Source organism: Oceanobacillus sp. B139/18 (assembly GCF_055524595.1).
The window spans coordinates 163,925-187,475 of the sequence record NZ_JBVFXI010000004.1 but is presented as its reverse complement, the minus strand read 5'-3'; the positions used below and the strand labels follow the sequence as shown (position 1 = coordinate 187,475).

At 38.8% G+C, this 23,551-nt stretch carries 27 protein-coding genes; 5 read left to right on the top strand and 22 right to left on the bottom strand.

The genetic code is table 11. The features are described 5' to 3' along the window. Position 1 precedes the first annotated feature (1 nt). The 3 genes from ACZSMY_RS13640 to copZ all read right to left on the bottom strand — a co-directional run bounded on the left by ACZSMY_RS13640 (position 2) and on the right by copZ (position 2,912). Positions 2-166: a hypothetical protein gene (locus ACZSMY_RS13640; protein WP_193062728.1), complete on the bottom strand. Its 165-nt coding sequence runs from the start codon at positions 164-166 to the stop codon at positions 2-4. 3 nt (positions 167-169) lie between these two features. Continuing rightward, a complete protein-coding gene (locus ACZSMY_RS13635; RefSeq protein WP_042531489.1) occupies positions 170-2,596 on the bottom strand; it encodes a heavy metal translocating P-type ATPase in 2,427 nt (808 codons plus the stop codon). 109 nt (positions 2,597-2,705) lie between these two features. Further along, the gene (gene copZ, locus ACZSMY_RS13630) at positions 2,706-2,912 is read right to left on the bottom strand and encodes a copper chaperone CopZ (protein WP_465147889.1); all 207 of its coding nucleotides are present in this window, start codon (positions 2,910-2,912) and stop codon (positions 2,706-2,708) included. 155 nt (positions 2,913-3,067) lie between these two features. On the opposite strand from copZ, the gene ACZSMY_RS13625 reads away from it, so the two are divergent. Continuing rightward, positions 3,068-3,868 (top strand): GNAT family N-acetyltransferase, encoded by an 801-nt coding sequence (locus ACZSMY_RS13625; RefSeq protein ID WP_465147888.1) that lies wholly within the window; start codon positions 3,068-3,070, stop codon positions 3,866-3,868. Between the two features lie 102 nt (positions 3,869-3,970). Here the strand turns inward: ACZSMY_RS13625 and ACZSMY_RS13620 are convergent, their stop codons facing one another. The 7 genes from ACZSMY_RS13620 to ACZSMY_RS13590 all read right to left on the bottom strand — a co-directional run bounded on the left by ACZSMY_RS13620 (position 3,971) and on the right by ACZSMY_RS13590 (position 8,437). Further along, positions 3,971-4,423, bottom strand: coding sequence for a DinB family protein (locus ACZSMY_RS13620; protein WP_465147887.1), 453 nt, complete (start codon positions 4,421-4,423; stop codon positions 3,971-3,973). 102 nt (positions 4,424-4,525) lie between these two features. Next, positions 4,526-5,110, bottom strand: a complete 585-nt coding sequence (locus ACZSMY_RS13615; RefSeq protein WP_465147886.1) for a hypothetical protein — start codon at positions 5,108-5,110, stop codon at positions 4,526-4,528. Between the two features lie 163 nt (positions 5,111-5,273). Further along, positions 5,274-5,753 carry a GNAT family N-acetyltransferase gene (locus ACZSMY_RS13610; RefSeq protein ID WP_042531478.1) on the bottom strand — a complete coding sequence of 160 codons (480 nt, stop codon included), beginning with the start codon at positions 5,751-5,753 and terminating at the stop codon, positions 5,274-5,276. Positions 5,754-5,878: 125 nt separating this feature from the next. Then, the gene (locus ACZSMY_RS13605) at positions 5,879-6,367 is read right to left on the bottom strand and encodes a nucleoside 2-deoxyribosyltransferase (protein ID WP_042531475.1); all 489 of its coding nucleotides are present in this window, start codon (positions 6,365-6,367) and stop codon (positions 5,879-5,881) included. A gap of 77 nt (positions 6,368-6,444) precedes the next feature. After that, the gene (locus ACZSMY_RS13600) at positions 6,445-7,317 is read right to left on the bottom strand and encodes an HAAS domain-containing protein (RefSeq protein ID WP_193062721.1); all 873 of its coding nucleotides are present in this window, start codon (positions 7,315-7,317) and stop codon (positions 6,445-6,447) included. Positions 7,318-7,424: 107 nt separating this feature from the next. Beyond that, positions 7,425-8,042, bottom strand: a complete 618-nt coding sequence (locus tag ACZSMY_RS13595; protein ID WP_193062719.1) for an NUDIX hydrolase — start codon at positions 8,040-8,042, stop codon at positions 7,425-7,427. A 95-nt stretch (positions 8,043-8,137) separates the two neighbouring features. Next, positions 8,138-8,437, bottom strand: coding sequence for a Dabb family protein (locus ACZSMY_RS13590; RefSeq protein WP_193062717.1), 300 nt, complete (start codon positions 8,435-8,437; stop codon positions 8,138-8,140). Between the two features lie 189 nt (positions 8,438-8,626). Between ACZSMY_RS13590 and ACZSMY_RS13585 the strand changes: the two genes are divergently transcribed. After that, complete coding sequence (locus ACZSMY_RS13585) at positions 8,627-9,751, top strand: DUF4352 domain-containing protein (RefSeq protein WP_465147885.1); 1,125 nt, start codon at positions 8,627-8,629, stop codon at positions 9,749-9,751. A gap of 106 nt (positions 9,752-9,857) precedes the next feature. Here ACZSMY_RS13585 and ACZSMY_RS13580 read toward each other — a convergent pair whose 3' ends face one another. From ACZSMY_RS13580 to ACZSMY_RS13545, 8 genes are all read right to left on the bottom strand, one after another. Beyond that, positions 9,858-10,730 carry an AraC family transcriptional regulator gene (locus ACZSMY_RS13580; protein ID WP_193062714.1) on the bottom strand — a complete coding sequence of 291 codons (873 nt, stop codon included), beginning with the start codon at positions 10,728-10,730 and terminating at the stop codon, positions 9,858-9,860. A 91-nt stretch (positions 10,731-10,821) separates the two neighbouring features. Next, positions 10,822-11,802 carry a zinc-dependent alcohol dehydrogenase family protein gene (locus tag ACZSMY_RS13575; protein WP_193062713.1) on the bottom strand — a complete coding sequence of 327 codons (981 nt, stop codon included), beginning with the start codon at positions 11,800-11,802 and terminating at the stop codon, positions 10,822-10,824. Positions 11,803-11,898: 96 nt separating this feature from the next. Beyond that, positions 11,899-12,627 (bottom strand): ABC transporter permease, encoded by a 729-nt coding sequence (locus tag ACZSMY_RS13570; RefSeq protein ID WP_193062711.1) that lies wholly within the window; start codon positions 12,625-12,627, stop codon positions 11,899-11,901. After that, positions 12,628-13,338 (bottom strand): ABC transporter permease, encoded by a 711-nt coding sequence (locus ACZSMY_RS13565; protein WP_465147884.1) that lies wholly within the window; start codon positions 13,336-13,338, stop codon positions 12,628-12,630. Next, positions 13,335-14,246: an ABC transporter ATP-binding protein gene (locus tag ACZSMY_RS13560; RefSeq protein WP_332093923.1), complete on the bottom strand. Its 912-nt coding sequence runs from the start codon at positions 14,244-14,246 to the stop codon at positions 13,335-13,337. The genes ACZSMY_RS13565 and ACZSMY_RS13560 overlap by 4 nt, the downstream gene beginning before the upstream one ends. Positions 14,247-14,377: 131 nt before the next feature. Then, positions 14,378-14,875 carry an NUDIX hydrolase gene (locus tag ACZSMY_RS13555; RefSeq protein WP_465147883.1) on the bottom strand — a complete coding sequence of 166 codons (498 nt, stop codon included), beginning with the start codon at positions 14,873-14,875 and terminating at the stop codon, positions 14,378-14,380. Between the two features lie 43 nt (positions 14,876-14,918). After that, the gene (locus ACZSMY_RS13550; RefSeq protein ID WP_465147882.1) at positions 14,919-16,286 is read right to left on the bottom strand and encodes a HAMP domain-containing sensor histidine kinase; all 1,368 of its coding nucleotides are present in this window, start codon (positions 16,284-16,286) and stop codon (positions 14,919-14,921) included. Next, entirely contained in the window at positions 16,283-16,951 is a 669-nt protein-coding gene (locus ACZSMY_RS13545; protein WP_332093925.1) for a response regulator transcription factor, read from the bottom strand. The genes ACZSMY_RS13550 and ACZSMY_RS13545 overlap by 4 nt, the downstream gene beginning before the upstream one ends. A gap of 541 nt (positions 16,952-17,492) precedes the next feature. On the opposite strand from ACZSMY_RS13545, the gene ACZSMY_RS13540 reads away from it, so the two are divergent. The 3 genes from ACZSMY_RS13540 (at position 17,493) to ACZSMY_RS13530 (ending at position 19,956) form a co-directional block, all read left to right on the top strand. After that, entirely contained in the window at positions 17,493-18,101 is a 609-nt protein-coding gene (locus tag ACZSMY_RS13540) for a TetR/AcrR family transcriptional regulator (protein WP_193062700.1), read from the top strand. Positions 18,102-18,230: 129 nt separating this feature from the next. Beyond that, complete coding sequence (locus ACZSMY_RS13535) at positions 18,231-19,157, top strand: ATP-binding cassette domain-containing protein (protein WP_193062698.1); 927 nt, start codon at positions 18,231-18,233, stop codon at positions 19,155-19,157. Between the two features lie 22 nt (positions 19,158-19,179). Continuing rightward, positions 19,180-19,956 (top strand): ABC transporter permease, encoded by a 777-nt coding sequence (locus ACZSMY_RS13530; RefSeq protein ID WP_193062696.1) that lies wholly within the window; start codon positions 19,180-19,182, stop codon positions 19,954-19,956. A gap of 149 nt (positions 19,957-20,105) precedes the next feature. On the opposite strand, the gene ACZSMY_RS13525 is transcribed toward ACZSMY_RS13530, so the two are convergent. The 4 genes from ACZSMY_RS13525 to ACZSMY_RS13510 form a co-directional block, all read right to left on the bottom strand. Then, the gene (locus tag ACZSMY_RS13525; protein WP_465147881.1) at positions 20,106-21,266 is read right to left on the bottom strand and encodes an FAD/NAD(P)-binding protein; all 1,161 of its coding nucleotides are present in this window, start codon (positions 21,264-21,266) and stop codon (positions 20,106-20,108) included. A gap of 127 nt (positions 21,267-21,393) precedes the next feature. Continuing rightward, entirely contained in the window at positions 21,394-21,753 is a 360-nt protein-coding gene (locus ACZSMY_RS13520) for a hypothetical protein (RefSeq protein ID WP_193062692.1), read from the bottom strand. 257 nt (positions 21,754-22,010) lie between these two features. Further along, positions 22,011-22,136 carry a hypothetical protein gene (locus ACZSMY_RS13515; protein ID WP_256705596.1) on the bottom strand — a complete coding sequence of 42 codons (126 nt, stop codon included), beginning with the start codon at positions 22,134-22,136 and terminating at the stop codon, positions 22,011-22,013. Beyond that, the gene (locus ACZSMY_RS13510; RefSeq protein ID WP_193062690.1) at positions 22,136-23,365 is read right to left on the bottom strand and encodes a helix-turn-helix domain-containing protein; all 1,230 of its coding nucleotides are present in this window, start codon (positions 23,363-23,365) and stop codon (positions 22,136-22,138) included. Before ACZSMY_RS13510 ends, ACZSMY_RS13515 begins: the two co-directional genes overlap by 1 nt. Positions 23,366-23,551: the final 186 nt, after the last annotated feature.

Here is a 23,551-nt window from a genome sequence, read left to right as displayed (position 1 = left end):
TCTATATAAAATCAGTTGAATTTACTTCTACAACTTGTGCTGCTGCATGATCATGAGGCTCTAAATCATTGCTTTCAAATGGATTATCCCCTGTGATCACACCATATGCAATAACTACAGCACATACATAAATAATCCCGATACTTACCCATTTTTTAATCGACATCGATTACGCCTCCCTTTTCAGCTTCAAGCGCTGAAGTCTGAGTGCATTGAGCACGACGGATACGGAGCTGCACGCCATCGCTGCGCCAGCAACCCATGGGGCTAACAGTCCAATCGCAGCAACTGGAATAGATGCAGAATTATAGGCAAAGGCGAAAAATAGATTTTGCTTGATATTCCGCATTGTTTTGGCGCTTAGCTCAATACTGTCAGCCACACTGTGTAAATCACCGCGCATCAGTGTCACATCTGCTGCTTCTATGGCGACATCGGTTCCTGTACCAATTGCCATTCCAATATCGGCAATTGCCAGAGCGGGGGCATCGTTAATGCCGTCGCCTACCATCGCTACTTTTTTGCCTTCCTGCTGCAGACGTTTAATTTCATCTGCTTTTTGATCTGGCAAGACCTCTGCAATGACACGGTCGACACCAACCTCTTTGGCAATGGCCTGCGCTGTTCTTTCGTTATCTCCTGTAAGCAGAATAACTTCCAAGTTTTGTTCATGCAAACGTTCAATCGCTTCTTTTGATGTTTCTTTCACCGTATCAGCAACAGCAACCATTCCTGCCAGTGCACCTCTATAACCGATAAGCATTGCCGTTTTTCCTGCAGCTTCAAGCTCTATCATTTTTTCTTCGATGGAATCAATTTCGATATTTTGCTGCTTCATCAATTTTCTTGTACCAATATGGAGAGGTTCTCCCTCCCAGGTTACTTGAATACCTGCTCCGGGTACCGATTCAAAGTCGGTCGTTTCGATTAAATCAATATCCTGTTCATCGGCGCCTTTAACAATGGCTTCTGCGAGCGGATGCTCTGAATGCTTCTCAGCAGAAGCAGCCATTTTTAACAGCTCTTCCTTGATAATATCTCCTTGAGGAACAACATCTGTCAAAGCAGGCTCTCCTTTGGTGACGGTTCCCGTTTTATCCAGCACAATTGTTTCAATCAAACGTGTATTTTCTAGATACTCTCCGCCTTTAAACAGAACACCTAATTCCGCAGCTCTGCCTGAGCCGGCCATAACCGATGTCGGCGTTGCAAGCCCAAGTGCACAGGGACAAGCAATAACCAGGACAGTAATTGCAGGAACTAAAGCTGCACGTAAATCTCCTGGAGCAACCAAGAAGTACCAGACAAGGAATGTCACAATCGCAATACTGACAACCACAGGAACAAAGATTCCAGATACACGGTCTGCTACCCGCTGAATATCTGCCTTGCTTCCCTGCGCTTCCTCGACAACTTTTACAATTTGCGCAAGTGCGGTATCCTTTCCAATTTTCGTTGCTTCAATTGTCAGCATGCCATTTTTATTGATGGTGGAACCAATCGCCGTATCCCCGATATTTTTATCAATCGGAATACTTTCACCGGTAATCATTGACTCATCTACAGCTGATTTGCCTTTGACAATCGCGCCATCAACCGGTATTTTCTCTCCTGGACGGACGATAACCTGATCGCCGACAGCTACTTCTTCTATGGCAATTTCCAACTCTTCCCCGTCACGGATAACACGGGCTGTTTTCGCCTGCATATCTAACAGCTTTTTAATCGCCTGACCAGTGCGTCCCTTCGCACGTACCTCGAATAATTTCCCAAGCAGAACTAACGTAATAATCACCGCAGCAGCTTCGAAATAAAGTTCAGGCATGCCGGCTGCGCCTTGTATCTGCCACTCTATTCCGAGAAAAATACTATAGAGATAGGCTACCGATGTTCCTAGAGCAACGAGTACATCCATATTCGCGCTTTTATTTCTTAGTGCTTTATAAGCCCCTATATAAAACTGCTTCCCTGCAATAAACTGCACGGGCGTTGCCAGCGCTAATTGTACCCATGGATTCATCAGCATATCCGGTGAATAAATAAACGAGGTAAAGGAAAAATGCGTCACCATCGTCCATAATAACGGGAGCGTTAAAATAGCGGAGAAGATAAATTTTCCGGTCTGATGACGAATTTCCTCTTCTTTCCGGTTTGACGTCTCTTCCTTAGATACCTGGGGTTTAAGAGCATACCCTAGTTTCTTCACTACCTCCATCATATCCTGGGATGTTACTTGATTTTCATTATATTCAACCGCCACATTTTCCAATGCGAAATTGACATTGGCTTCTGTCACGCCATCCATTTTGTTTAAACGTTTCTCAATCCGATTCGCACATGCTGCACACGTCATTCCCTCAACATCAAAGGTCTGCTTTTCATGCTGGACATGATAGCCCAGCTGCTCGATTTTCTTCTCAAAATCCGCTACCGATGTCTGCTCTGGATTATAGTGAATCGTCGATTTTTCGATTGCAAAATTAACATTAGCATCTTCTACACCATCTACCCGCTTCAAGCCTTTTTCAATTCGGGTAGCACAAGCCGCACAGGTCATTCCTTCAATAGGCAATGTGACTTCTTTTTTAGCTTCCATCCAAACCACCTCCCATACCTATACAGGGTATGTAATCCTTTAAAAAGGAGATCGTGCGGAATCTCTCGCACGACCTTTATTAAAATATCTAGACAAGATGTGTTCCTATTTAAACAACATCATAACCTTGATCTTCAATTGCTTCTGTAATATCGTCCAGCTTAACTTTCCCTTCATCAAAGGCAACATCCACTTTACCTTCCTGAAGATGAACGTTCACTGTATCTACGCCATCCAGACCGCCTGCCGCTCCTTCAACAGAACTCACGCAGTGCTGACAAGACATACCTTGAACTTGAATTGTTTCGTTAGCCATTTTTCTAACCTCCCTTACATTCTATATCTATCATAACATACCCCTTATAGGTATTGTCAAGAGAGATGATTGGATTTCTTTTCACGATTAATGGACACCGCAAACTTATCATTGATAGAATAAAAGCGAGCTTTATCAGGAAAGGGAGTGGCGTGATGGATAAGAAAAAGCAGAAGCAAATCATGATGCATAACTTAACCGAGAAATCAAAAGCAGCAGCAAGAAAAACAAAGGAAGCAGTGCTTTACGAAGAACATGGCTTTACATATATCGATGCCCAGCTTCCATCCTATAATTTCAATGTCGTTACCTTATCCGAAGATACCCCGCTCCCGCAAGAGGAACATGTTCAAAAAATCATAGCTATGTATGAAAATAAAGGATACCCCATGAATGTATGGGGATGGGAAGACCAACCAGAGATAATCAGTATGTTTAAAAAAGCGGGGTTAGTTGAATACGAAACGGATTATTTAGGAATGATTGCTGATTTGACAACTTTCAATTCCGGGGATTCTAATAAGAACACAACGATTCAATTTAAAAAAGTTACCGCTCCAGAACAACTGATTACGTTCGGTGAAATTCTGGCCAGTCTATATGGAGAGACCGAGGAAGAAATACAAATCAATCATTATTTTCATCGTGCTGCACAGCATAGCTTTACAGATCATAAACAGTCACAGCATTTTCTTGGCTATTACCAGGGCAAACCGGTTGCTATTGGTTCATTATTGTTTACGGAAAACGCAGCAGGAATTTATGATATTGCTGTGTTAGAAAGGGAAAGAGGACGCGGATTGGGTACAAAGCTGATGTATCATCTGATAGAGACTGCTATCGCTGCAGGAGCTGAATATTGCACCTTACAAGCCTCTCCGGAAGCGGAGGGTATTTATCGAAAGCTCGGCTTTGAAACCATCGGGAAGCTGAAAGTATATGCTAACTTTAAATAAATCCCTTCATACAATAAGCGTCCTTTGCCATAATAGGCTGTTTAAAAATAAGCGATCCAACAAGCAATGAATCAACCTGCCCGCCGGATCGCTTTTTGCCGCTTAAGCCGCAGCCAGAAAATCTTTTATCTGTTTTAAATGATGCTCATCATGTTTTGTAAAAATTTTAAGAAAGCTCTCTGCTGAAAATTTCCGCTTTCCGCTGCCGATGGTAAATCTATCATTTTTATCAACCGTTCTAATCTTCTCTAACAGCTGCTTCCTCCGTTCCATAAATAACTCTATTATTTCATAAACGGTTTTTCCATCAAGTGATTGAATCGCCTTTTCATTCTGCGTATCGTGGTCTGGAAATGCCGGCAGGTTCGCTCCCTGCTGCATTTGGGAAACCATATTATGGAGATTGTAGTCATCCCAATAATACATATGACCAATAATTTCTCTTATCGACCAGGCATCTTCTTTTATAGGAGTGTTCAATGTCTGTTCCTCTACTTTTTTCAGTTCGGAAACAGCGGCTATCGTACTTTCGTATGCAGTAAATACGTTACTCATATTCGTTTCCCCCTCACTTAGTCTATACCTTTCACACGCTTGAAAAAGGTGTCTTCCCGCCTGTCGGAGCAATGAATTCTATATTTGCAGATAATCGAAATCTTATTCTACTTCTGACGCAGGGACATACGATTCTATATGATCATTTAATTGGCCTCCGTTAAAATCTTCCTCCGTAACCATTAATTTATCGCCATCCCGCTCTAATTGAAAGGTGTAAAACGGACCATGGTAATTAAATAACCACGTCAGTTCAGCTGTTTCAACGGCTTCCACTTCCCCTAATAATTCTCCAATTATCTCCGTATCATCCTCTGCGGTTTGTTTCATATAATCAAAATCAATGTCATCATCATCAATCTCCAGATTTACCTTTAAGCGGCTATGTACAGAACCATCTTCTAAAATATCAACGCCGTTTTCCTGAACAGAATACGTCTCCGAACCTGCCACAAGCACAGAAAATATATCTGATTCTACATCGCCCGGCTGGATTTCTTCCTGCTCTTGCTCTTCTTCTGTACTCTCTTCTCCATCACCGGCAGATTCGCCACTTTCAGCCTGCTCACTTTCCTCTGCCTGTTCATTGTCAGAAGCATTATTCTCATTACCTTCATCATTTCCACACGCAGCCAGTACAAATAAAGCCATTATTCCCGCTGTCATCAAACCAAGTATTTTTTTCATTTTCTTCCTCCCGTCTTTTCCTTTTAAAAATAGCATAGCGAGATTGGAAATCAACAGGGAAAAAGAACTGATTTTTCATTCTATTCTTTTACTTTCTTTCAATAACAATACAATTGTCCTGTGTTTTTACAATACCTAGAAACAGGAATATTTTTTACTCGATTTACCTAAGCTTTAAAGCTAGAATATATTGCTCTCCTTTAGGACCTTCTTTTCGTATACCCGTATCTGCAAATGCAACTTGTTGATAAAGCTTTTGTGCGGCTGTGTTTTTATGATTAACTGCTAAAATGATCTCATCACATTCAGGAAATGTATCCTTCACAAAATCCTCCAGTAACCGCATCCCTTTTCTGGCATACCCCTTGCGTTGATGAGCTTGATCAATAGATAGCGCAGTCAAAAGGATAGCGTGAGGGTTATCGGTGTATTCTTTTACACGGTCTGTCTGATGCAGCAGGAAAAAACCCACCGGCTCCCCGTGATTCATAATCATAACGCCATACTGACCTTCAGCCAGATCAACGACCTCTTTCGGCAGCGCAGTAAATTGATGCTGCTCTTCCGGAAGCTCAAATTGATACAGCTGATCCATGTATTCTTCGGATAAAAGCTTTAAGGTGATTCTTTCCGTTTTTGACATAACCCTTCTCCTTCAACATTATCTGTTTATTCATTAAATAGGATGGAGGACATCAATAAAAAAGAGAAAACCAAACCCGCCCATCATAGCAGCATGAAGGACAATTTTGATTTTCTCTAAAAGCATTATAGCTGTCTATTCTTTACCTCTAATACAGCTTCCACAGCCTCTTCTATCGTAGAGGTAATCACACCATTCCGCTTAACTAAGCCTACTAAAAATAAATTGCGATAAACAAATTGATTTTCTAAAGCATCTTCCACAAGCGCATCTATCTTTTTCTGATTATCTCTCCCCTGCTGGCGGGTATCCGTAAATACACCAACAATCGGACGTTTCAACATCGAAAAAGCACCAATCTCAGCAGCTACACCAGAATCTATCTCTACACCGTCCAGTACTGCGATTAAAATATCACTCTTTTCCAATTTGGATAAATCCGCTTCTGCAATAATCTCACTATTGGCATAAGCCGTTTTATCATTAATTGCAGCATTTTCCTGCGGGAGATATAAATCTATCTCTGGAACAGCTTCACGAATCGCCTTTGCCAGCTGTTCATTCACATAACGATCGCCCATTGAAAATAACCCATTTGCCAAGTAACCCTTCACTTCAAGCACCTCTTATCTATTTTGATTCCTGCTTATCTTTCATTGCTTACATTCTAACAAAATATGTCTGGTTACAGCTATTTTTCTTCTTGAAACTCTAAATAAATATAAGCCCCTACAATCAACACCGTTAAAATAATACCCAGAAACGCTTGCATATCTACTCCAAGCGGTGTATTTTCCAAAATCAAGGGCGGAAAATTCCAAGCTATTAAAATAACGGGCAATATCCATGTTTTCGCCCAAACAGAGAGCAGTATCGCCGTTGCTGTTACAACTCCTAATAAAATCATACTACCTGCGAATGGAATCGTAACAAGCGACGTTTCCACATAACCATCTATAAAATAAGCCGCTATAAATAAAAGCATGCCTATCACTGCTGGAATAGCGAGCATGGCATATTTTTTAGATTCAGATAACTGATTTCCAGAAGTATACCGCACTGCAAATACAGAACCAATGATAAATAATAGCCCAATAACAACGGTACTCAGGATTCTAAAAAGACTGTACGCTACAATTTCTCCATACAATACCCCGCGTAAGGCGTCCCCAAACAGCATAAAAACAATCGCGCCGATCAGAATATAAGGTATCAGCCAGGATACCGACGGATTCTTTTTTTCATCCACTTCTTTTTTCAGCTTGTCTACATATTCCTGTGGGGATTGATTGGTAATTTGTTCAATCGGCTCATTATTCTGTTCCATCTCATAAAGCTGCTGTGCCAGATTATCTGCAACATCTTCAATATCCGACTGCTCAATCCCTTGAGAAAATAAATACAGCCGCAGTTTTTCGATAAATCGATTACTTTCCGAGCTTAATTTCGTCCGGTCCATGTCTACTCTCCTTTTTGCTTCTATATCAATATGTTTCCACTTTTGATTATTCCATTTACTTTCGGATTGCCAGGAATTCTCTTCTTCCTGTGCATGCCTCATCATATAAGAAAACATCCCTATTCTAAAGGACATGGACGTGTTTTACAAGAAATTTAGAACAGCAGAAATATTCTCTTCTTCCCAAGAAGCAATGCTTCATCCGTATGGTATTAATCAAATAATGCCGGTTTCTCCGGGTCTCTTAAAAATTCAAATAAACGTTTGATTTGTATTTCCGTATTCCGGTTTAATGAAAGATTAGGCAGGTTATCCTCTGCAAAAAAATCAATCCCCTTAGTCTCCATACCTAAGCTGGCTTCCCCGCTGATAATCTCGCACTGAATACATAATTTATAATATTGGTAAGGCTGTGGCGGATGCGCATGCTTATTCGTATCAAAAACAGCGAGCAGCTTCTTGGCTTCAACATGAAACCCCGCTTCTTCCAGAATTTCTTTGGTAACATTTTCTTTTGGCGATTCACCGACATCGCAAAAACCGCCTGGTAACGCCCAAGCATCATCATGTTTTTCACGTACCATTAAAATACGGTCATTCTTGAAAACTACGCCCCGCACATCTACTTTTGGAGTCTGATATCCTGTTTCATTAGCAAATAAATCACGGATAGATTCAAAATTGTGGTCCGTATATTCGTTCATTATCTCGATGCTTAAGGTACGCAGCTGTTCATACCGCTCTTTATCATACATATCATTTGTGAAAGTTAATCCTGCCTGTGCTAACGACTGGATTTGCTTTGCCCACTCTAGCCATTTGTCACTCATCCAACTGCATCCTTTCTCAGATTCATTTTATGTAACCCTTGCTGCACACAGAAAAAACAGCATAGAAAACCTTTCTACACTGCTTCTATTCGTGATTATAGTTGATAATCGACACAAACTCGATCCTGCACGCATTCCTTTACAAATTCGGATACACGGACATGCTCCGGGTGTATTTGATATTGCTGTAACGCCTCTTCCGTTTCAAATTCACTATCCAGAATAATATCACGGTCACTTGTCGCCAGCGGATCAATAATGACTTTGATAGAAACAACACCATCTATCTTCTCTTTTAAACTCTCTAACTCGTTCTTAATTTTCTCTGCATTGGTCTTCTTCTCTGCTTCACTAAAATTTTCACGGTGATTCCATTGTACGATATGTTTAATCATGCCTAACAGCTCCTGTTCATTTTATATACTAAAATTTTATCACATACTGCCCTTTTGGGATATCCATAACATAATTATATTATTCACATATTTTAGAATTATTTGATGCCATTGTCTTTAAATGATAAGGTAAGAACAAAGGATTATTTGCTCAAATTTCTAAAAATTATTAAGAAAGGAAGTACGGCAATGTACAAAACAGCAAGAACAGCAGGTTTTTTACGAACGCTCCTTTTATTCATTGCTTTCGCAGTCTTGATGATTGGATGCAGCTCTAATTCCGATGAAAACAATGAAGACTCGAGCGCCGCAGCAGATCAAAATGAAGAGACGGAAGATACAGCGGCTAACGGTACGGAGGAAGAAGATACAAATGATGAATCAGAAGGTTCTGAGCTCTATCATGAAATGGGAGAAACATTTGAAATCGAGGGATACAGTTCTGGTGTCCCTGCAGAAATTACCGTTAATGAGATATGGATAGAGGACGGAGATGATCATCAAGCATTTATTGAAGAAAGTATCGCTTCCCCATCAGAGGATGACGCTGTTGCGTTTGTTGATTATACCGTAGAAAATATCGGGGATCGTTCCATTAATATGGGGGACGTTATACCGGAATATGCAGCTCTTAATGGAAGTTTCGATCTTGATTTAAGTTACCCTGAAAACGATACATTCACTGACCAGCTGGCGTCTTTCCAGGAAAGTTTAGACGAAGGCGAATCCATGGATTTGGTCGGAGCTGTTGCGGCAGATGAAAAATCACTCTATGCCGGTGCACTCATGTGGAATTTCATGCAGGATATACCTGAAATTGTTTTCCACACTCCTCAGGATGAGCGCAGAGATCAGATTGGCACTTATGATATTGGAGAAGACATGTATTTAAACGATTATGGAGAAGATACATTTTTCAAGGTGAATATCAGCAATGTGGAAATCAATGAAGGGAATGAAAATCTTGATTTAAGAGATGAAACGGAATCTGTGCTTGCTGTTGATATGACATTTGAAAATCAACTTGATGAAGATGTAACTTTATATCATAAATTTCCACAGCCGCATGTAGAAGGCCTGGTAGATGGTCAAGGAGCAAACAGTTCTAATCACCTTGTAATCGATGGACAACCTGTCGAAGATTTATATGAAGGACCTGAGGGAAAAATTGGTCCAGGTGAAACGCTGGAAGGAACCGTCTATTATGAAATAGTCAGTGATGATGTCGAGGATGTTCAGCTGCTTTTTCCAAATCCATCCCTGCTTACATTTCCGGATTACGGGATGTGGGTTGATTATAATTTGGAGGGTTAACATATCGTAAGGGAAGCATCCTTTATGAATCTCCAAAACAAATATCATCATTATGAAAAACGAGGCGCTCTAAAGCAGCACCTCGTTTTTCACATTTGTGTCCCTTCTAATCCTTTCTCTTTACAGCCATCCAAATCTCACTATATACATTATCCAGATTGCTATAATCTTCTACAAAAGAGATTTCAGGTGCTTCCACTAATTCATAACTGGAGGAAGGAAGCCATTCAGCAGCAATTTTTGCCCATATTTCCTGCATCGTTTGAGGGAACGGTCCTTGTGAAGAGAAAATAGCCCAAGTATGGGCAGGTACCTCCAGCACATCCAGCCCGCCAAACGGTCCTTCTTCGTCTGTCAATACACCAATCATATGCTCTAAATATCCTTCTTCTTTCATCCTGCCTTCATCAAAATGATACGAAGCATTAATTACTTGTCTAGGCTCTAGATTAGCATGTTCATGCATTTTGCCTTTTTGAGATTCCGTAATACTTTGCGCCAGCTTTTCAATTTCCGGATTAACTCCTTCAAACTGCATTGGCACTTTTTTACTGACACCAATTATTTTAAATGCTTCTTTTTCCACAATTCGATAATTCATATCTGCTCCTCCTTGAATCGTTAGTTGGAAGGTTAGTTTCGGAAAAGCTTTAAGTTTGTGCTTTTGCTGATGCTTCACTTCAGAAGGTTTACATCTTGCCCATTCCCGGAATGCGCGGGAGAAACCATCAACAGAATGATAACCATACTTAAAAGCCATATCTGTCACATTAACATCCTCCCGCAGCAGATCAAACATTGCATTGGAAAGCCTCCGATTGCGAATATAGGCTGTGAGAGTCATCCCGGCCAAGAAAGAAAACATTCGCCGGAAATGATAAATCGACGTACCAGTAATTTTTTCAATTTCTTTCTCATCGATTTCTGTATCCAAGTTCTCTTCAATATATTGTAATGCTTCGTTCATGCTGCTTTGCATTTCCTTTCCCTCCTTCCATTGATTCAAGTATAGAGACTTCTTCGGTAAATCACTCGACAAAAAAGAAACGGGTTTTATCGGAAAAACATCGTCAGCTGCCGGATAAGATTACTTTACCCTTTCTGCCATCGGTAAGTGTATCCAATGCCTGCTTTATATCTGCCAAATCATAATTTGCTTTCTCAATACCCAGCAGCAGCTCTTCCTTCTCCACAAGCCTCAAAATTTGCTGGAAGGCCCCCTGCCATTTCCCCTGGCTTACCCCCTTATTCCAATGTCTTAAATGAAAAATATTCATTTTCACTTTATCTGCAAAGCCTCCCCAATCCATCTGCTGTCCAGACAACAAGCCGATACTCAAAAAACGTCCCTGATTGCGCAAACAGCCAGCTAAATCAGAACCAGCACTGCCTCCCAATGAGTCAATCGCCGCATCGGCTCCTTTTCCATTTGTTTTGTCCATCACCATTTCAAAAAGGGATTGGCTTGAGATATCTACCACTTCAGAAGCGCCAAGTTCTAAAAGCTTCTGTGTATGTTTATCATTTCTCACAACTGCAATCAAACGTAAATTTAAAACTCTTGCAAGCTGCGCATATAAATGTCCAATTGCCGACCCACAAGCGTTAACTAACAGCACACTACCTGACTGTAATTTCAATATCTCTGTCAGCGTAACCCACGCCGTCAAAGGATTAATATATAGTTGTGCAGCCTGTATCTTATCAATGGATTCCGGTACAGGTACAGCAAATGCAGCAGGCACCCGGACAAAATCCTGCCATGTCCCCTCTCCCCGTAATGGTAAAACACGCTTGCCTATTAGCTCTTTGCTGACATTAGCACCAACATCCGCTACAACTCCGACGCCTTCGTAGCCCGGAATATAGGGCAGAGGAATTCTGTGTGAATAGCTTCCTCTTACCGGGATTAAGTCTGATGGGTTAATTGGTCTGGCTAACATGCGTACAAGTACTTCTCCTGCTTCAGGGGGAGTGATTTCTTTGTCTGTTATTTTTAATACTTCATTAGGATTACCAAATGAATCACAATAAATATATCTGTTTCGCACTTTAAAGATATCCTCTCTTTTAAAACGTTGCCTTCTCCCTATTATAATGGAAAAAGGAACAGCAGACGACTGCCATTCCTTTTGTGTTTCTTCTTATTAAATCGCTTTTCTCTGGAAATACAGATAGCCTCCAATGAAAAACAATAGAAAACTGCCGCCAATCACCATTAATATTTGATTCCAGGGAACAAAAAAGACATCTCCTGTACTTCCGCCAATATTCATCATTAGAAATGGCTGTCCCCACGGATAATATGGGCCAAAACGCTCCGAATTAATAACTAAAATCGTTGGTAATGTAAAAATAACATTTATCGCGAATGGGGCGGCAAAACTTTTAAATGCGATCGAAACCCATAACTGTAAAGCAATTAATGGAAAAGTGGCCAGCCAGCCTCCTACAATCGTTTTCCAGACAATATCCATCGGAAAAGGATCAGTGATCCCCTCTATCATTCCAACCAGATAAATAGAGACCAGATACAATAATTGCATCGCAAACACCAGAAGCAGCAGCAATAGATATTTAGATAGAAAGACTTTTCTCCTTGTCACTGGCAGCGCCAGCAGCTGCTTCCAACCTCCTTCCTGATGCTCGTACCGGCAAATCACACTAGCTAAGACCCCTGAAATTAACGGCAGGAATAAAACAGCGTAGGTAAAATTCATCATTATCAATTTTTCATACCATGGATTGGGTGCCCCTATATCGCCTAGCGGACTGGACATTCCAATAAATAATCCAATCAGCGGTGCCACTAATAGAAGTAGTAGTACTTTTGACTTTCGCAGCTTATACCATTCAGAACTTATTACGGAAAACATTTATTTAACGTCCCTTCTTTTAAAATCAATCATTCCCAGCAAATACAGCAACACTCCAAAGCCGATTCCTAACAAGGCATTGATATACGTATGACCCCAATCATTAGATAGAGCCGGCCATTTCCACATCATCCAATCAGGTAGAAGCGGAGCAGAATATGCAAAAATAACACCAATCACGCCTAGAGTTACCGGGATAGCCTGATTTTTACTTATCGTAGCCACCCAGAGCTGCAGTCCTAACACCGGCAGCGCAGCAAAGAAAGGTAAAAAACTGTACTCCATTAACCGTAAATACGGAATATCTTCTCCTAATCCCAATGTCAGACCGTAACCAAATACAAACAGGAATAAAAGGACGGAAGACAAAAATAAGATACAGCTGATTACCGTAAACTTAGATAGATATACTGACTGTTTGGATACAGGCAAAGCAACTAACTGCTTCCATGCATTGGTTTCATCTTCAATACTCGACATAAAAGATGTTAAAATCACAATCCCCAAAACAATCGCAAGCGGGGTAAATGTATTGATATTCAAAAGATAGTAAAGCCAGCGATCATCCATCTGCTCAAACAGATAATCTTTTCGCACTCCATAATTGACCATCTGCAATGCCACCACGCCCAAAGGGCCAATCAGACACAACAGCCACATACCTTTACGCTTTATCTTTAAAAAATCCGATTGTATCAGTGGAAAAATCATTCTGCATGTTCCTCCTTTGTCATCTCCAAGAAGATATTCTCCAAAGACCGTGTTTCTTCTTGCACCCGATAGATAGAGAAGCCTTGCTGGACGAGGTAGTCAATGGAAGCAGCCACCTGTTCATCGTCCTCCACTTGCAGATTGATATGTTCTTCTCCTAAATCGGCTTTTTGTCCATTGGCAAGCATTGAACGCCAAGCTGCTTCATTATCATTTACCTTTATTTGAATCGAAGCTTGTGCAATTTTACGCATGTTTTCGATAGAATCCTGAAAAATCATTTTCCCTTTCGATACAACACCTACTCTTGTAGCCATTTGGTCAATCTCGGATAATAAATGGCTGGATATTAATACCGTCATCCCATATTCTTTCGGCAAACTTTGAATCAATTCACGCATTTCAATAATACCGGATGGATCCAGTCCATTTGTAGGCTCATCCAAAATGAGCAGCTCCGGCTGATGAAGCATGGCAGCAGCAATCCCGAGGCGCTGCTTCATTCCAAGTGAAAAACCTTTTACTTTTTTATTCCCAACGCCGTGCAGTCGAACAAGTCTAAGTACTTCATCTATTCTTTCCTTTGGTGCATGAAGAATTTTTCTGCTTGCTTCTAAATTTTCTTTGGCAGTTAAATGCGGATAATACGAAGGGTTTTCTACCAGCGAACCCACATTTTTCAAAATGTCTATCCGGTTGTTTTTCATATCTTTGCCAAATAATTGAACAGAGCCGGAAGTTGGCCGCATCAACCCTAACAGCATACGAATTGTTGTCGTTTTACCAGCCCCGTTAGGACCAAGGAAGCCATAGATTTCTCCCTTTGGTATCTTCATTTCCAAATTTGACACTGCTTTTTCTTTTCCAAATGATTTTGTTAAGTTCTTTGTTTCTACGATATATTCCATGATTATCACCTCTACTTTCAAGGTTAAAGATGGAAGGTTAAAATAAAGTATGTGCTTTGTTTAAAATTTGTTTAAAAAAGCCGGAATTTTTAAGTTATCTTGCTTGGTGAAATGCCAAAAAAAGAGACAGTTTATATCACCCGTCTCTTTTCATTGCAACATCTAAAATACTTTGATAATGTATTCCAATTTTTATTATATTTTTTTATATCTTTCGGATTTATCCATATTCTATCTCTCGATTCATGAGCGGCTTTAAATTCATAAATTTGCTGCACATCCATGCGATAAAAAATCTGATAACCAACTTTTGGGTAACGTCCTTCCGAATTCCATTCGATATTTTCGGTATGATTTACTGCGATATATCCTAAAAGCGAACAACTGCCTGTAATATAGCCTTCTTCATAAGCTTCACGTTTAAAACAATCTGCAGGCGCTTCCTCTTTTTCAATATGCCCGCCCGGTATATCCCAGCCCCTGTGATTTAAATTCATCAGGAGCAATTTATTATCCTTGAAGCATAAACCGTGTGCACTTGTTATCAATTCCTTTTCTGGAAGTTCGTTAGCTTGTATACAAGTTAATTTTACTTTTCCATTTCCCCAATATACGTAAGCACTTTTCATTATCACTTCTCCCTTAAGAGAATTTCTCTACTCAAAACAAGGCCTAAACATCAGCTCTTTTTACTCTAATAATTTTTATCGTTGTTCCTTCTTCCGTAGAATTCATGTCCCAATCCAGGTCCATACCTTTTACCATCATATCAACAATAGAAAGACCAATCCCAGCACCATTTTGATCTGTACTCGTCTGCATTCCTTTTCCTTTATCTATAATAACAATGGCATCGTGGTGTCCCGTTGACTCTGTCCGCACTGCGATATATTCGCCATCTGCCGCATGACGCAGCACATTTTGTAACAAATTATCTAAAATCCGGCTGAACCACAATGAATCTACTTTCCACATATTTTGTTCAAAAGGTTCTATGTCAATATCAACTTCAAACCTTTCCTTCTCAAAAACCGGATACCAGGTCGCTAAATATTGGCGGAGAAAACGCATCATATCTATTTCTTTTAATTCCTTCTTATATTTACTCGCCATAAGCAACGTATAAGACATTAAATTTTCGATCAATTTATCCACATCTTCAATAGAGGTTGTCGCCAACTTAAGGGAATGCTTTGCCTCTTTTGGCAAATTCATTTTCTGCAATGTATACGCCTGTGCATTTATTTTAGTTAAAGGTGTTCGTAAATCATGTGACAAATTAGCAATCAGTTCTTTACGCAGTTGTTCCTCTTCTTGTTCACGCTCTCTGCTCTCTCTTAATTCCTGTACCATTTGATTAAAAGACTTCTCTAAATCACCAATCTCATCCTGTTTTTTTTCTTCAATAGGAATCGGTAACCCATCTGTATCTCGAATTTCCATTGCTTCTTGCAGGTGGACAAGACGTTTACGAATTCCTCTGAAAAACCATAGGGATATAAAAATAAACAAAAACACAACACCTATCGTTAACATAACAATAGCCCAGCTATACTGATCAAAAAGGCGTTGTCCTTGAGGCTTCATCGCTTCCCGCTCCAGTTGAAAGACAATAAAGCCATCTTCCTCATTTTCTCCTGCAAAAGCAACAACAGTAAATGGATCATTATTGTAATTTCTTTTTAAGAAATCTGCAGTATAAGTTGCGTCCCATTCCACAGGTAAGTTTTCTTGAAGGTTGCTTTGTACAGACAAAATACCGTTCCCATTCACCCAAAACATAGATGCGTTTGAATAGACCTCCCGCCACTCTTCAAATAGTTGATTCACATCGTCTTCCGATACTACGGCATTGGCTTCCTGATGCCATTTCTCCTCTATTTCTGTAAATGTATTTTCCCCATCCTCCGGTGAATCTGAATCATCTACTAAATTTAAAAAAACAAAAATGATAATGAAGTAGGCTGCTTGTATTAAAAAAATAGCAATGAGGATAATCAATATATATTTCGCTAATAAAGATTTCAAAAACCGCTTCATTTTTTCACCCGATATCCAATCCCGCGAATTGTCTCAATAATTGTTGGTTTCGCCGGATTTGCTTCAATTTTTTCACGCAAATAGCGAATATGCACCATCAGCGTTTTATCTCCTTCCATAAAACGCTCTCCCCATACGCCTTCATAAAGCTGCTCCTTCGTCAAAATTTGATTCAGGTGACGAATGAAATATTGAAACAGTTGATATTGCTTTCCTGTCAACAAAATCTCTTCTGCTGTATGCTTATTGGTAATAACCAATGATTTCGTATCGATTTGCAGATGTCCGATTTCAATCGTGTCCTCTTTCTTTTGGAAACGGCGGAGTAATGCTTCGACTCGCGCAGCTAATTCATCTGGATGAAATGGCTTTGTGACATAATCATCTGCAAAGCTTAAACCTTCAATCTTATCCTCCACAGCTGAACGCGCAGATAACATCACAATTGGTGTGTCTGGGTTTGCTTTTTTTATTCGTTTACCAATAGAGAAACCATCAAGTCCCGGCAACATAATATCTAAAATGGCAAGATCTATATCATTTATATATTTTTCTAATTCATTCCCAGATGTTAGCCAAGTTACTTGATGACCTCTTCCTGTTAAGTCCTCTGTTCCCCATTGCCCGATTTCTTGTTCGTCTTCGATATATAGGATATGTGCCATTTATTCCACCTCATAATCTAATGCATTTCCTTATGGCTGCTTCTTCTTTTCAAGTTTGTTTCTTAAATTAAACATAATTATTCCTTTATAAACAATCATAGCAATTCTGCGAATGAAAAGAAGAGACAATTTCTATTTTTAAACAAAATTTAAACATTAATTTAGCTTTTCTTTCATAATTTATTAAAATTTAATAAGGGGATTATTTTTAAATTACTTGATGAAAAAAGTTAATGAATTTTTTTCATCAAGTAATTTATGATAAAGTATGATTATCTTAAACATTTTAATTTAAAGGACTTTTCACCTTATTTTTATTTGTTTATGCGCTAACCTAAACGAATATAAGTTATTAGGAAGGTTAGCACTTTTCTGGTTTGGAAGCCTTGTTTATATAGGGCATCTGGAGTACGCTGTTTGTATTTATATAAGTGCGTATTTGTAGATTCTGAAGTTCGTATGTTTAAGAGCGATTATCTTTACCCGGTTTTGGCTAAATTATAATAATTACTTTAATAAAAGAAGATGGAGGTCACTGCTGATGGCACCTTTAAACGAAAATCAATTAGAACAGATTCGTCATGAAAGAAAAGAACAGATTATGAGTGCAGCACTTCAAGTTTTTGCAGACAATGGCATTAAGCTGACAAAAATAAGCACGATAGCAAAAGCTGCAAAGGTAAGCCATGGATTAATATATCATTATTTCTCTTCAAAAGAAGAAGTTCTGTATGAAAGCTTAAAATGGGCAACTGCTGTCAATACATCAACTAATTTTTTAGAAAAATTAAAAGAAGATGACCTGTCTCCATCTGAAAAAATTAAAAAATTTGTTCTATATGCATTTTCCTCCACAGACTCCACTTCTAGTTACGTGTTTCGAATTATACAAAATTTGGATAATAAAGAAGAAACTCCGCAAGAAGTTAAAAATTATGTGGATAGTCTTGGGACAATGTATATCAATTTCCTTATACCTCTTATAAAAGAAGGACAAGAATACGGAGAAATTATCCAAGAAGATTCCGAAGAACTTGTCGGGATTTTCCTTACAACTTTATCAGGTGTCATTGCTGATGATATTACATTTTGGCAAGAGGACATGGAGCGCAAAGTAGAAATTTTGCTCAGAATGATTACTACACGATAACCTCTCCCCTGACTTCCAGACCCTAAAATTAAAAACAAAACTCCTCCAAAAAAGATTTGACAAAAGGAGGAGTTTATTATAAATTATTGATTGATTGAATTAGTCAATCAACAAAAAGGAGGTTCTAGTTTGGAAACTGTTATTTCAGTGAAGGATTTAGAAAAAGTATACGGAAATCATTCTGTTTTAAAAGGAATAAGCTTCGAAGTAGAGCGAGGGAGTGTTTTTTCTTTATTGGGGGAAAATGGGGCCGGCAAAACAACTACTGTTCATATACTTTCTACACTCATTTCCGCTACTAGCGGCTCTGTCCTGATTGGAGGATATGATACACGCAAAGATACCGATAACGTAAAAAAACGAATCAGTTTAACTGGACAATACGCTGCTGTAGATGAATTACTGACTGGAAAAGAAAATCTTATGATGATGGGACGCTTGAATCATTTAGACAGACAAACAGTAAAAAAACGAACCGTCGAGCTTTTACATCAGTTTGATTTAGTAAATGCAGCAAATAAATCTGTAAAAACATATTCAGGAGGAATGAGACGACGCCTCGATATCGCAATCAGTCTGCTTGCTTCTCCAGAGGTGATTTTTCTCGATGAACCTACAACTGGACTAGACCCAAGAAGCCGAAACAACATGTGGAAGCTTATCCAAGAACTTTCCAATAAAGGTGTTACGATTTTTCTTACAACGCAGTATTTGGAAGAAGCTGATCAACTCGCTGATAAAATTGCTATTTTACATGAGGGAAAAATTGTAGAACAAGGTCCAGCAGAAGCATTGAAAAAATTAGTGGGTGAGGAAAAACTAGAAATTAACCTTGCTAATCAAAAAGAAAATTGGTCCATTGCCAAGCAGCTTTTGGCTGGAAAAGCAGATGAAAAGAATCTTACTATTCTTGTTCCGTTATCATCCGTAAACAATTTGCGCGAACAATTACAACTCCTTCATGAAAATGGAATTGAACCTGCCTCGATAAGTATTCGTAAACCAACCTTAGATGATGTATTTATGCAGATAACAAAAAACAAAAAGTATGAATAACAGGAAAGGAGCTGATAATTTTATGAATGAATCAAAATGGACTTGGATTATTCTGGATAGTTGGACAATGACACAGCGTACATTAAAACATATTTTCCGAAATATAGAATCACTGATGATGAGTATTGGTCTCCCCATTGCGCTTATGCTTATGTTTGTTTATATTTTTGGTGGTGCAATAGACACAGGAACATCTTATATAAATTACGTTGTTCCAGGCGTTATTGTAACATGTGTCGCTTTTGGGAGTTCGCTTGTTGCTGTAGAAGTTGCTGATGATATGACTGGAGGTTTATTTGAACGCTTTCGTACGATGCCTATCCTTCCCTCCGCTTTATTAGCAGGTCATGTTATTGGAGGAATGGCTAGAAATGGGCTCGCTACAGCCATTACTATTCTCGTAGCAGTTATTATTGGATTCCGACCAACTGCTGGATTATTAGAATGGCTTGGAGTTGTCGGTATTTTAGCATTATTTATGTTCGCTGCTAGTTGGTTATTTGTACTGTTTGGCCTTATTGTAAAAAGTGTAGAGACTGCTAATGCGATAACATTTCCAATGCTTTTCCTCCCCTATTTAAGCAGTGCTTTTGTGCCAACAGAAACCATGCCTAAATGGCTCCATACTTTTGCAGAGAATCAGCCAATGACACCATTTATAGAATCATTACGCAGTTTACTCACTGGAACACCCCTTCATAATAATGTATGGATTACGATTATCTGGTTTATTGGTTTGCTTATTTTTTCTATTATTGGAGCTACAATTGTATTTAATCGCAAGAAAAAGCGTAAATAATAAGTATATTATTTTTCAAGCGAATCTTTAGCTATCATTAGGTACATGATAAAAATAAAGCTAATTTCATCTCGTCATCCAACCAAAAAAACCGCCTCACACAATAATCCATAGTCAATGAGGCGGCCCTAACTCCCTATTCTATTTCCTTAAGCAAACTGCAAAATCCGTTCCGCAGCCTTCCTTGCTCCTGCAATATTTCTGGAAACCGGACCTATCTCCAACTCAGCTAACGCTCCTGCCACAAACAAACCATTCTTCCATTCCAGCGATCTAGGAACAATCGGAAAACCACATGGGGCGCAGGGCAGCTGCATCTGCTCAATTACCGGATCTAACCATTCCTTTCCCGGCATTGCAATGGCTGGACCGGTTGCCAGTAAAATAGCGGTTCCTTCCAGCTTTGCTTCATTTTCCATAAACAGCTGCATACTTCCATCCGTGTCTTCTCTAATCTTTTGAATACAGCCTGTATGAATATCCAGCCTTCCTGCTCTCTTTTGTTTCAATAATTTTAAATATAAATCCCTGGTGATGGAACCTCGATTCCTTGCTTCTTGTATAACTGACCTTCTTTCCTTATAGCTGGTCAATTTATGATACTTATTCAAATATTTGGGCCCGAGCCATCCTGGATCACTATCAAAATGGTGAATACGTAACGGATGCCGCTTCACCATGGTGACAGAATGAATAGATTCTTTTTGTGTAAGTGCATAGGCAAGATGTGCTGCCGTCATCCCGCCGCCAACTACAATCACATCCCCCGTTTCCGGAAGGCTGCCATCCATTTCAAACACATGGTTTATCGCTTTATGATCCTTATACGAGTCAATCCATGAGGGATAATGAGGGGTATGATTCACTCCCATAGCAAGCACCACTCGCTCACTAAAGAAACAACGTCCGTCTTCCACCCAAACTTCCCATCCCTGTTCCGTCCATGACAGTCCGTTTACCACTCCCTGCAGCCAACATTCCATGACGCCTGTTTCTTCTAACAAATCCATACTGTGCTGATTAAACATATCCAAACGCGGTCGCTGATACTGTCCTTTCAAACCCGAGGCATAATTGTTTTCAGAAGAGTATTTTTTTAAACTGTATGGATCCGTATGCAAATGATGTACTAAAGGAGAGCGTAAATATTTCATTTCAATCTTCTCTGTGATTGTGCGCCATCTTTCCAATGGCTGTTTATGTGGATCAATAATCAGTACATCTTTTACCTCTGCTTTTTTCTCTTCAAGCAGCCGGGAAGCAACACAGCTTCCTTGGATTCCTCCACCAATCACTATCCATTTATACATACCTGTTCCTCTCCTTCCCAAAAAACGTAATCATTACGGTTGAAAAGTTAAAATTTTTTCTTAAGATTCCTCCCTATTTGATTCCCATATCCGCTTCCGAATAGTTGTTTTTCTCTATTACCTTTCATTACAATCCTTCTGTATAAAAATATTTTCTATGTTCATTTTTTTCAAAGGCAGTCGAAACAACATTTGTACAATCAAGCCAACGTGCTTCTGCTTTTATCATTTTCGTTCTTTTCTCTATCTTTATTTCTATTTCTTTTAACACTTCCAAAAGTTCATGTAAGGATAAATTGAACGCTTCAGCTACATGCTTATGAGGAGATTCAGCTCGGATTAAATCTATAAAATGTTCGGGTGTTAATGCTTTTTCAGAAATCATATTTTCTATATTTATTACTTTTTCATATAATAACTGCTCCTCGTTTGAGAGAAATCGGCTGATCACCTTATTCAAAAGTTTTGCTTCTATGTAGCTTTCCATTTTAAACGCCCTCCCATAAAATAATTCACCAAAAAAACGTAATCATTACGATTTGTAACGGAAATATTATTACTTTACCATGAAATATAAATAAAAACAATCTCTTTTTCGATAAACCGCTCTCTAACTTCCAACGCTTCCTTACGATATGTATCTATTCCCTAAAAAAGTATCCAAATTCATCTGCTCTGCAAAAAAAAAGCCATCTTCCACCAATCTAATGGTACAAGACAGCTTTTCATCCTTCACATACTCTCTTAAAAATCTTTCGGATCAAGGCTATGCGTTGAATCTGGGTACTCGATTTCGTCTGCAGCGCTTACAGACATCGTTACACTGAAAAATGCGAATACGGCTAATGCAGCAATTAATAATTTCTTCATCAAATCCCTCCTTTCATATCCAAAACATTTTTTATCTTAAAATAAGCCTGTTTATATTGCTTATTTTGAGAATAGTAGTTAGATAGCAATACATTATAATGTATTAGAAACTCTTTATCATTTTTCTTTTCCAAAAACGGTATGGCAATGGTTTCTAAGTATTCTTTAATATTCTCTTCATTCAACTGTAAATGAAGTACATGAAACTTAATGATATACTCTTCCAATCCCTTTTTTTCTGCCACTTCTTGTCCTTCCGTAATATACTGCATCGCTTTTTCTTTATTCTCCATGCTCAAGTACAATTTTGCTAAGGCATATATTGTTTTCATACTATGTTGTTCTTCTACAGAGACGGAGAAACTTTTTTGATAATAGTCAATTGCTTTTTCAATATCCTTCTTTTTTTCAAAGGCCAGTCCCAGATTATGATAGACCTTCCGAAGTAAATTTTTATCATCCTCTATAACCTTCTCTATACGATCATAATAATCAATCGCTTCGTCATAATTGCCCATCTTAAAGTAGTTAATACCCAGCAAAAAATAACAAACTGTACATTTATCATAGTTCATTTCCTGTAAATACTCATTTAAAGCTTTTTCCAAGTGCTTAATCGATTTATATATGTTACCTTTCCGGTTGTAAACCAAAGAAAGTTCATAGTGAATATCTGCTTTATACGGATAATTTAAAGAGTTTGCCAGCCCCAGGTATAACTCTAATGCAGCATCGTAATCACCTGTTTCATAATAGTATAAGCCACAAACTCTATTAAATAAAGGCATCGTCTTCAAATTACTATAATCTTGTAAAGATTCTGCCTCTTGAAATTTTTCTTCAATTTCCTCTATTGTTGAAAATCTTAAAGCAAATCGCAACTCTATTAAGCTGATCAGCAGTCTGATACCAGGATCTGATGAATTTTCGAAGTCTTCCAAAAATGATTGATAAGCTTCTTTGGCTGCAGCTTGGTCTTCTTTAATCAAATTATAGATATTCTCTGCTTCTTGAACAACCTGATCATTCACCACTTCTTCTATTTGTACTAATTCTTCAGGGGCGATTCCAAACCGTTCAGCAAGCAATTGTAGAATCTCTTCATTAGGAACGACATTACCGTTTTCAATCTTGCTGTAATAGGATACAGAACAAATACCTTCAACAATCTCATGCTGGGTAGAATTCTGCTTATTTCGTAAAAATTTAAGTTTTTGCCCTAAATCCAAAATCCTCTCTCCTCTTCATGAAATTTTTTACCTAGTTTAAATGTAACATAATTTCAATGGGAAGTAGAAGCATTCTTTTAATTTTTAAGGGATATCCTCATAATTATGGTTAATATTCACAAATAATTAAATAAAATGAAATGAATTTGTAAAATTTATAAAAAAAAGAACAAGATAACCGCTTCC

Coding starts and splice junctions, on each gene's coding strand:
- ACZSMY_RS13640 (WP_193062728.1), bottom strand. CDS start 166: ATGTCGATTAAAAAATGGGTAAGTATCGGGATTATTTATGTATGTGCT.
- ACZSMY_RS13635 (WP_042531489.1), bottom strand. CDS start 2,596: ATGGAAGCTAAAAAAGAAGTCACATTGCCTATTGAAGGAATGACCTGT.
- copZ (WP_465147889.1), bottom strand. CDS start 2,912: ATGGCTAACGAAACAATTCAAGTTCAAGGTATGTCTTGTCAGCACTGC.
- ACZSMY_RS13625 (WP_465147888.1), top strand. CDS start 3,068: ATGGATAAGAAAAAGCAGAAGCAAATCATGATGCATAACTTAACCGAG.
- ACZSMY_RS13620 (WP_465147887.1), bottom strand. CDS start 4,423: ATGAGTAACGTATTTACTGCATACGAAAGTACGATAGCCGCTGTTTCC.
- ACZSMY_RS13615 (WP_465147886.1), bottom strand. CDS start 5,110: ATGAAAAAAATACTTGGTTTGATGACAGCGGGAATAATGGCTTTATTT.
- ACZSMY_RS13610 (WP_042531478.1), bottom strand. CDS start 5,753: ATGTCAAAAACGGAAAGAATCACCTTAAAGCTTTTATCCGAAGAATAC.
- ACZSMY_RS13600 (WP_193062721.1), bottom strand. CDS start 7,317: ATGATGAGGCATGCACAGGAAGAAGAGAATTCCTGGCAATCCGAAAGT.
- ACZSMY_RS13595 (WP_193062719.1), bottom strand. CDS start 8,042: ATGAGTGACAAATGGCTAGAGTGGGCAAAGCAAATCCAGTCGTTAGCA.
- ACZSMY_RS13590 (WP_193062717.1), bottom strand. CDS start 8,437: ATGATTAAACATATCGTACAATGGAATCACCGTGAAAATTTTAGTGAA.
- ACZSMY_RS13585 (WP_465147885.1), top strand. CDS start 8,627: ATGTACAAAACAGCAAGAACAGCAGGTTTTTTACGAACGCTCCTTTTA.
- ACZSMY_RS13580 (WP_193062714.1), bottom strand. CDS start 10,730: ATGCAAAGCAGCATGAACGAAGCATTACAATATATTGAAGAGAACTTG.
- ACZSMY_RS13570 (WP_193062711.1), bottom strand. CDS start 12,627: ATGTTTTCCGTAATAAGTTCTGAATGGTATAAGCTGCGAAAGTCAAAA.
- ACZSMY_RS13565 (WP_465147884.1), bottom strand. CDS start 13,338: ATGATTTTTCCACTGATACAATCGGATTTTTTAAAGATAAAGCGTAAA.
- ACZSMY_RS13560 (WP_332093923.1), bottom strand. CDS start 14,246: ATGGAATATATCGTAGAAACAAAGAACTTAACAAAATCATTTGGAAAA.
- ACZSMY_RS13555 (WP_465147883.1), bottom strand. CDS start 14,875: ATGAAAAGTGCTTACGTATATTGGGGAAATGGAAAAGTAAAATTAACT.
- ACZSMY_RS13550 (WP_465147882.1), bottom strand. CDS start 16,286: ATGAAGCGGTTTTTGAAATCTTTATTAGCGAAATATATATTGATTATC.
- ACZSMY_RS13545 (WP_332093925.1), bottom strand. CDS start 16,951: ATGGCACATATCCTATATATCGAAGACGAACAAGAAATCGGGCAATGG.
- ACZSMY_RS13540 (WP_193062700.1), top strand. CDS start 17,493: ATGGCACCTTTAAACGAAAATCAATTAGAACAGATTCGTCATGAAAGA.
- ACZSMY_RS13530 (WP_193062696.1), top strand. CDS start 19,180: ATGAATGAATCAAAATGGACTTGGATTATTCTGGATAGTTGGACAATG.
- ACZSMY_RS13525 (WP_465147881.1), bottom strand. CDS start 21,266: ATGTATAAATGGATAGTGATTGGTGGAGGAATCCAAGGAAGCTGTGTT.
- ACZSMY_RS13520 (WP_193062692.1), bottom strand. CDS start 21,753: ATGGAAAGCTACATAGAAGCAAAACTTTTGAATAAGGTGATCAGCCGA.
- ACZSMY_RS13515 (WP_256705596.1), bottom strand. CDS start 22,136: ATGAAGAAATTATTAATTGCTGCATTAGCCGTATTCGCATTTTTCAGT.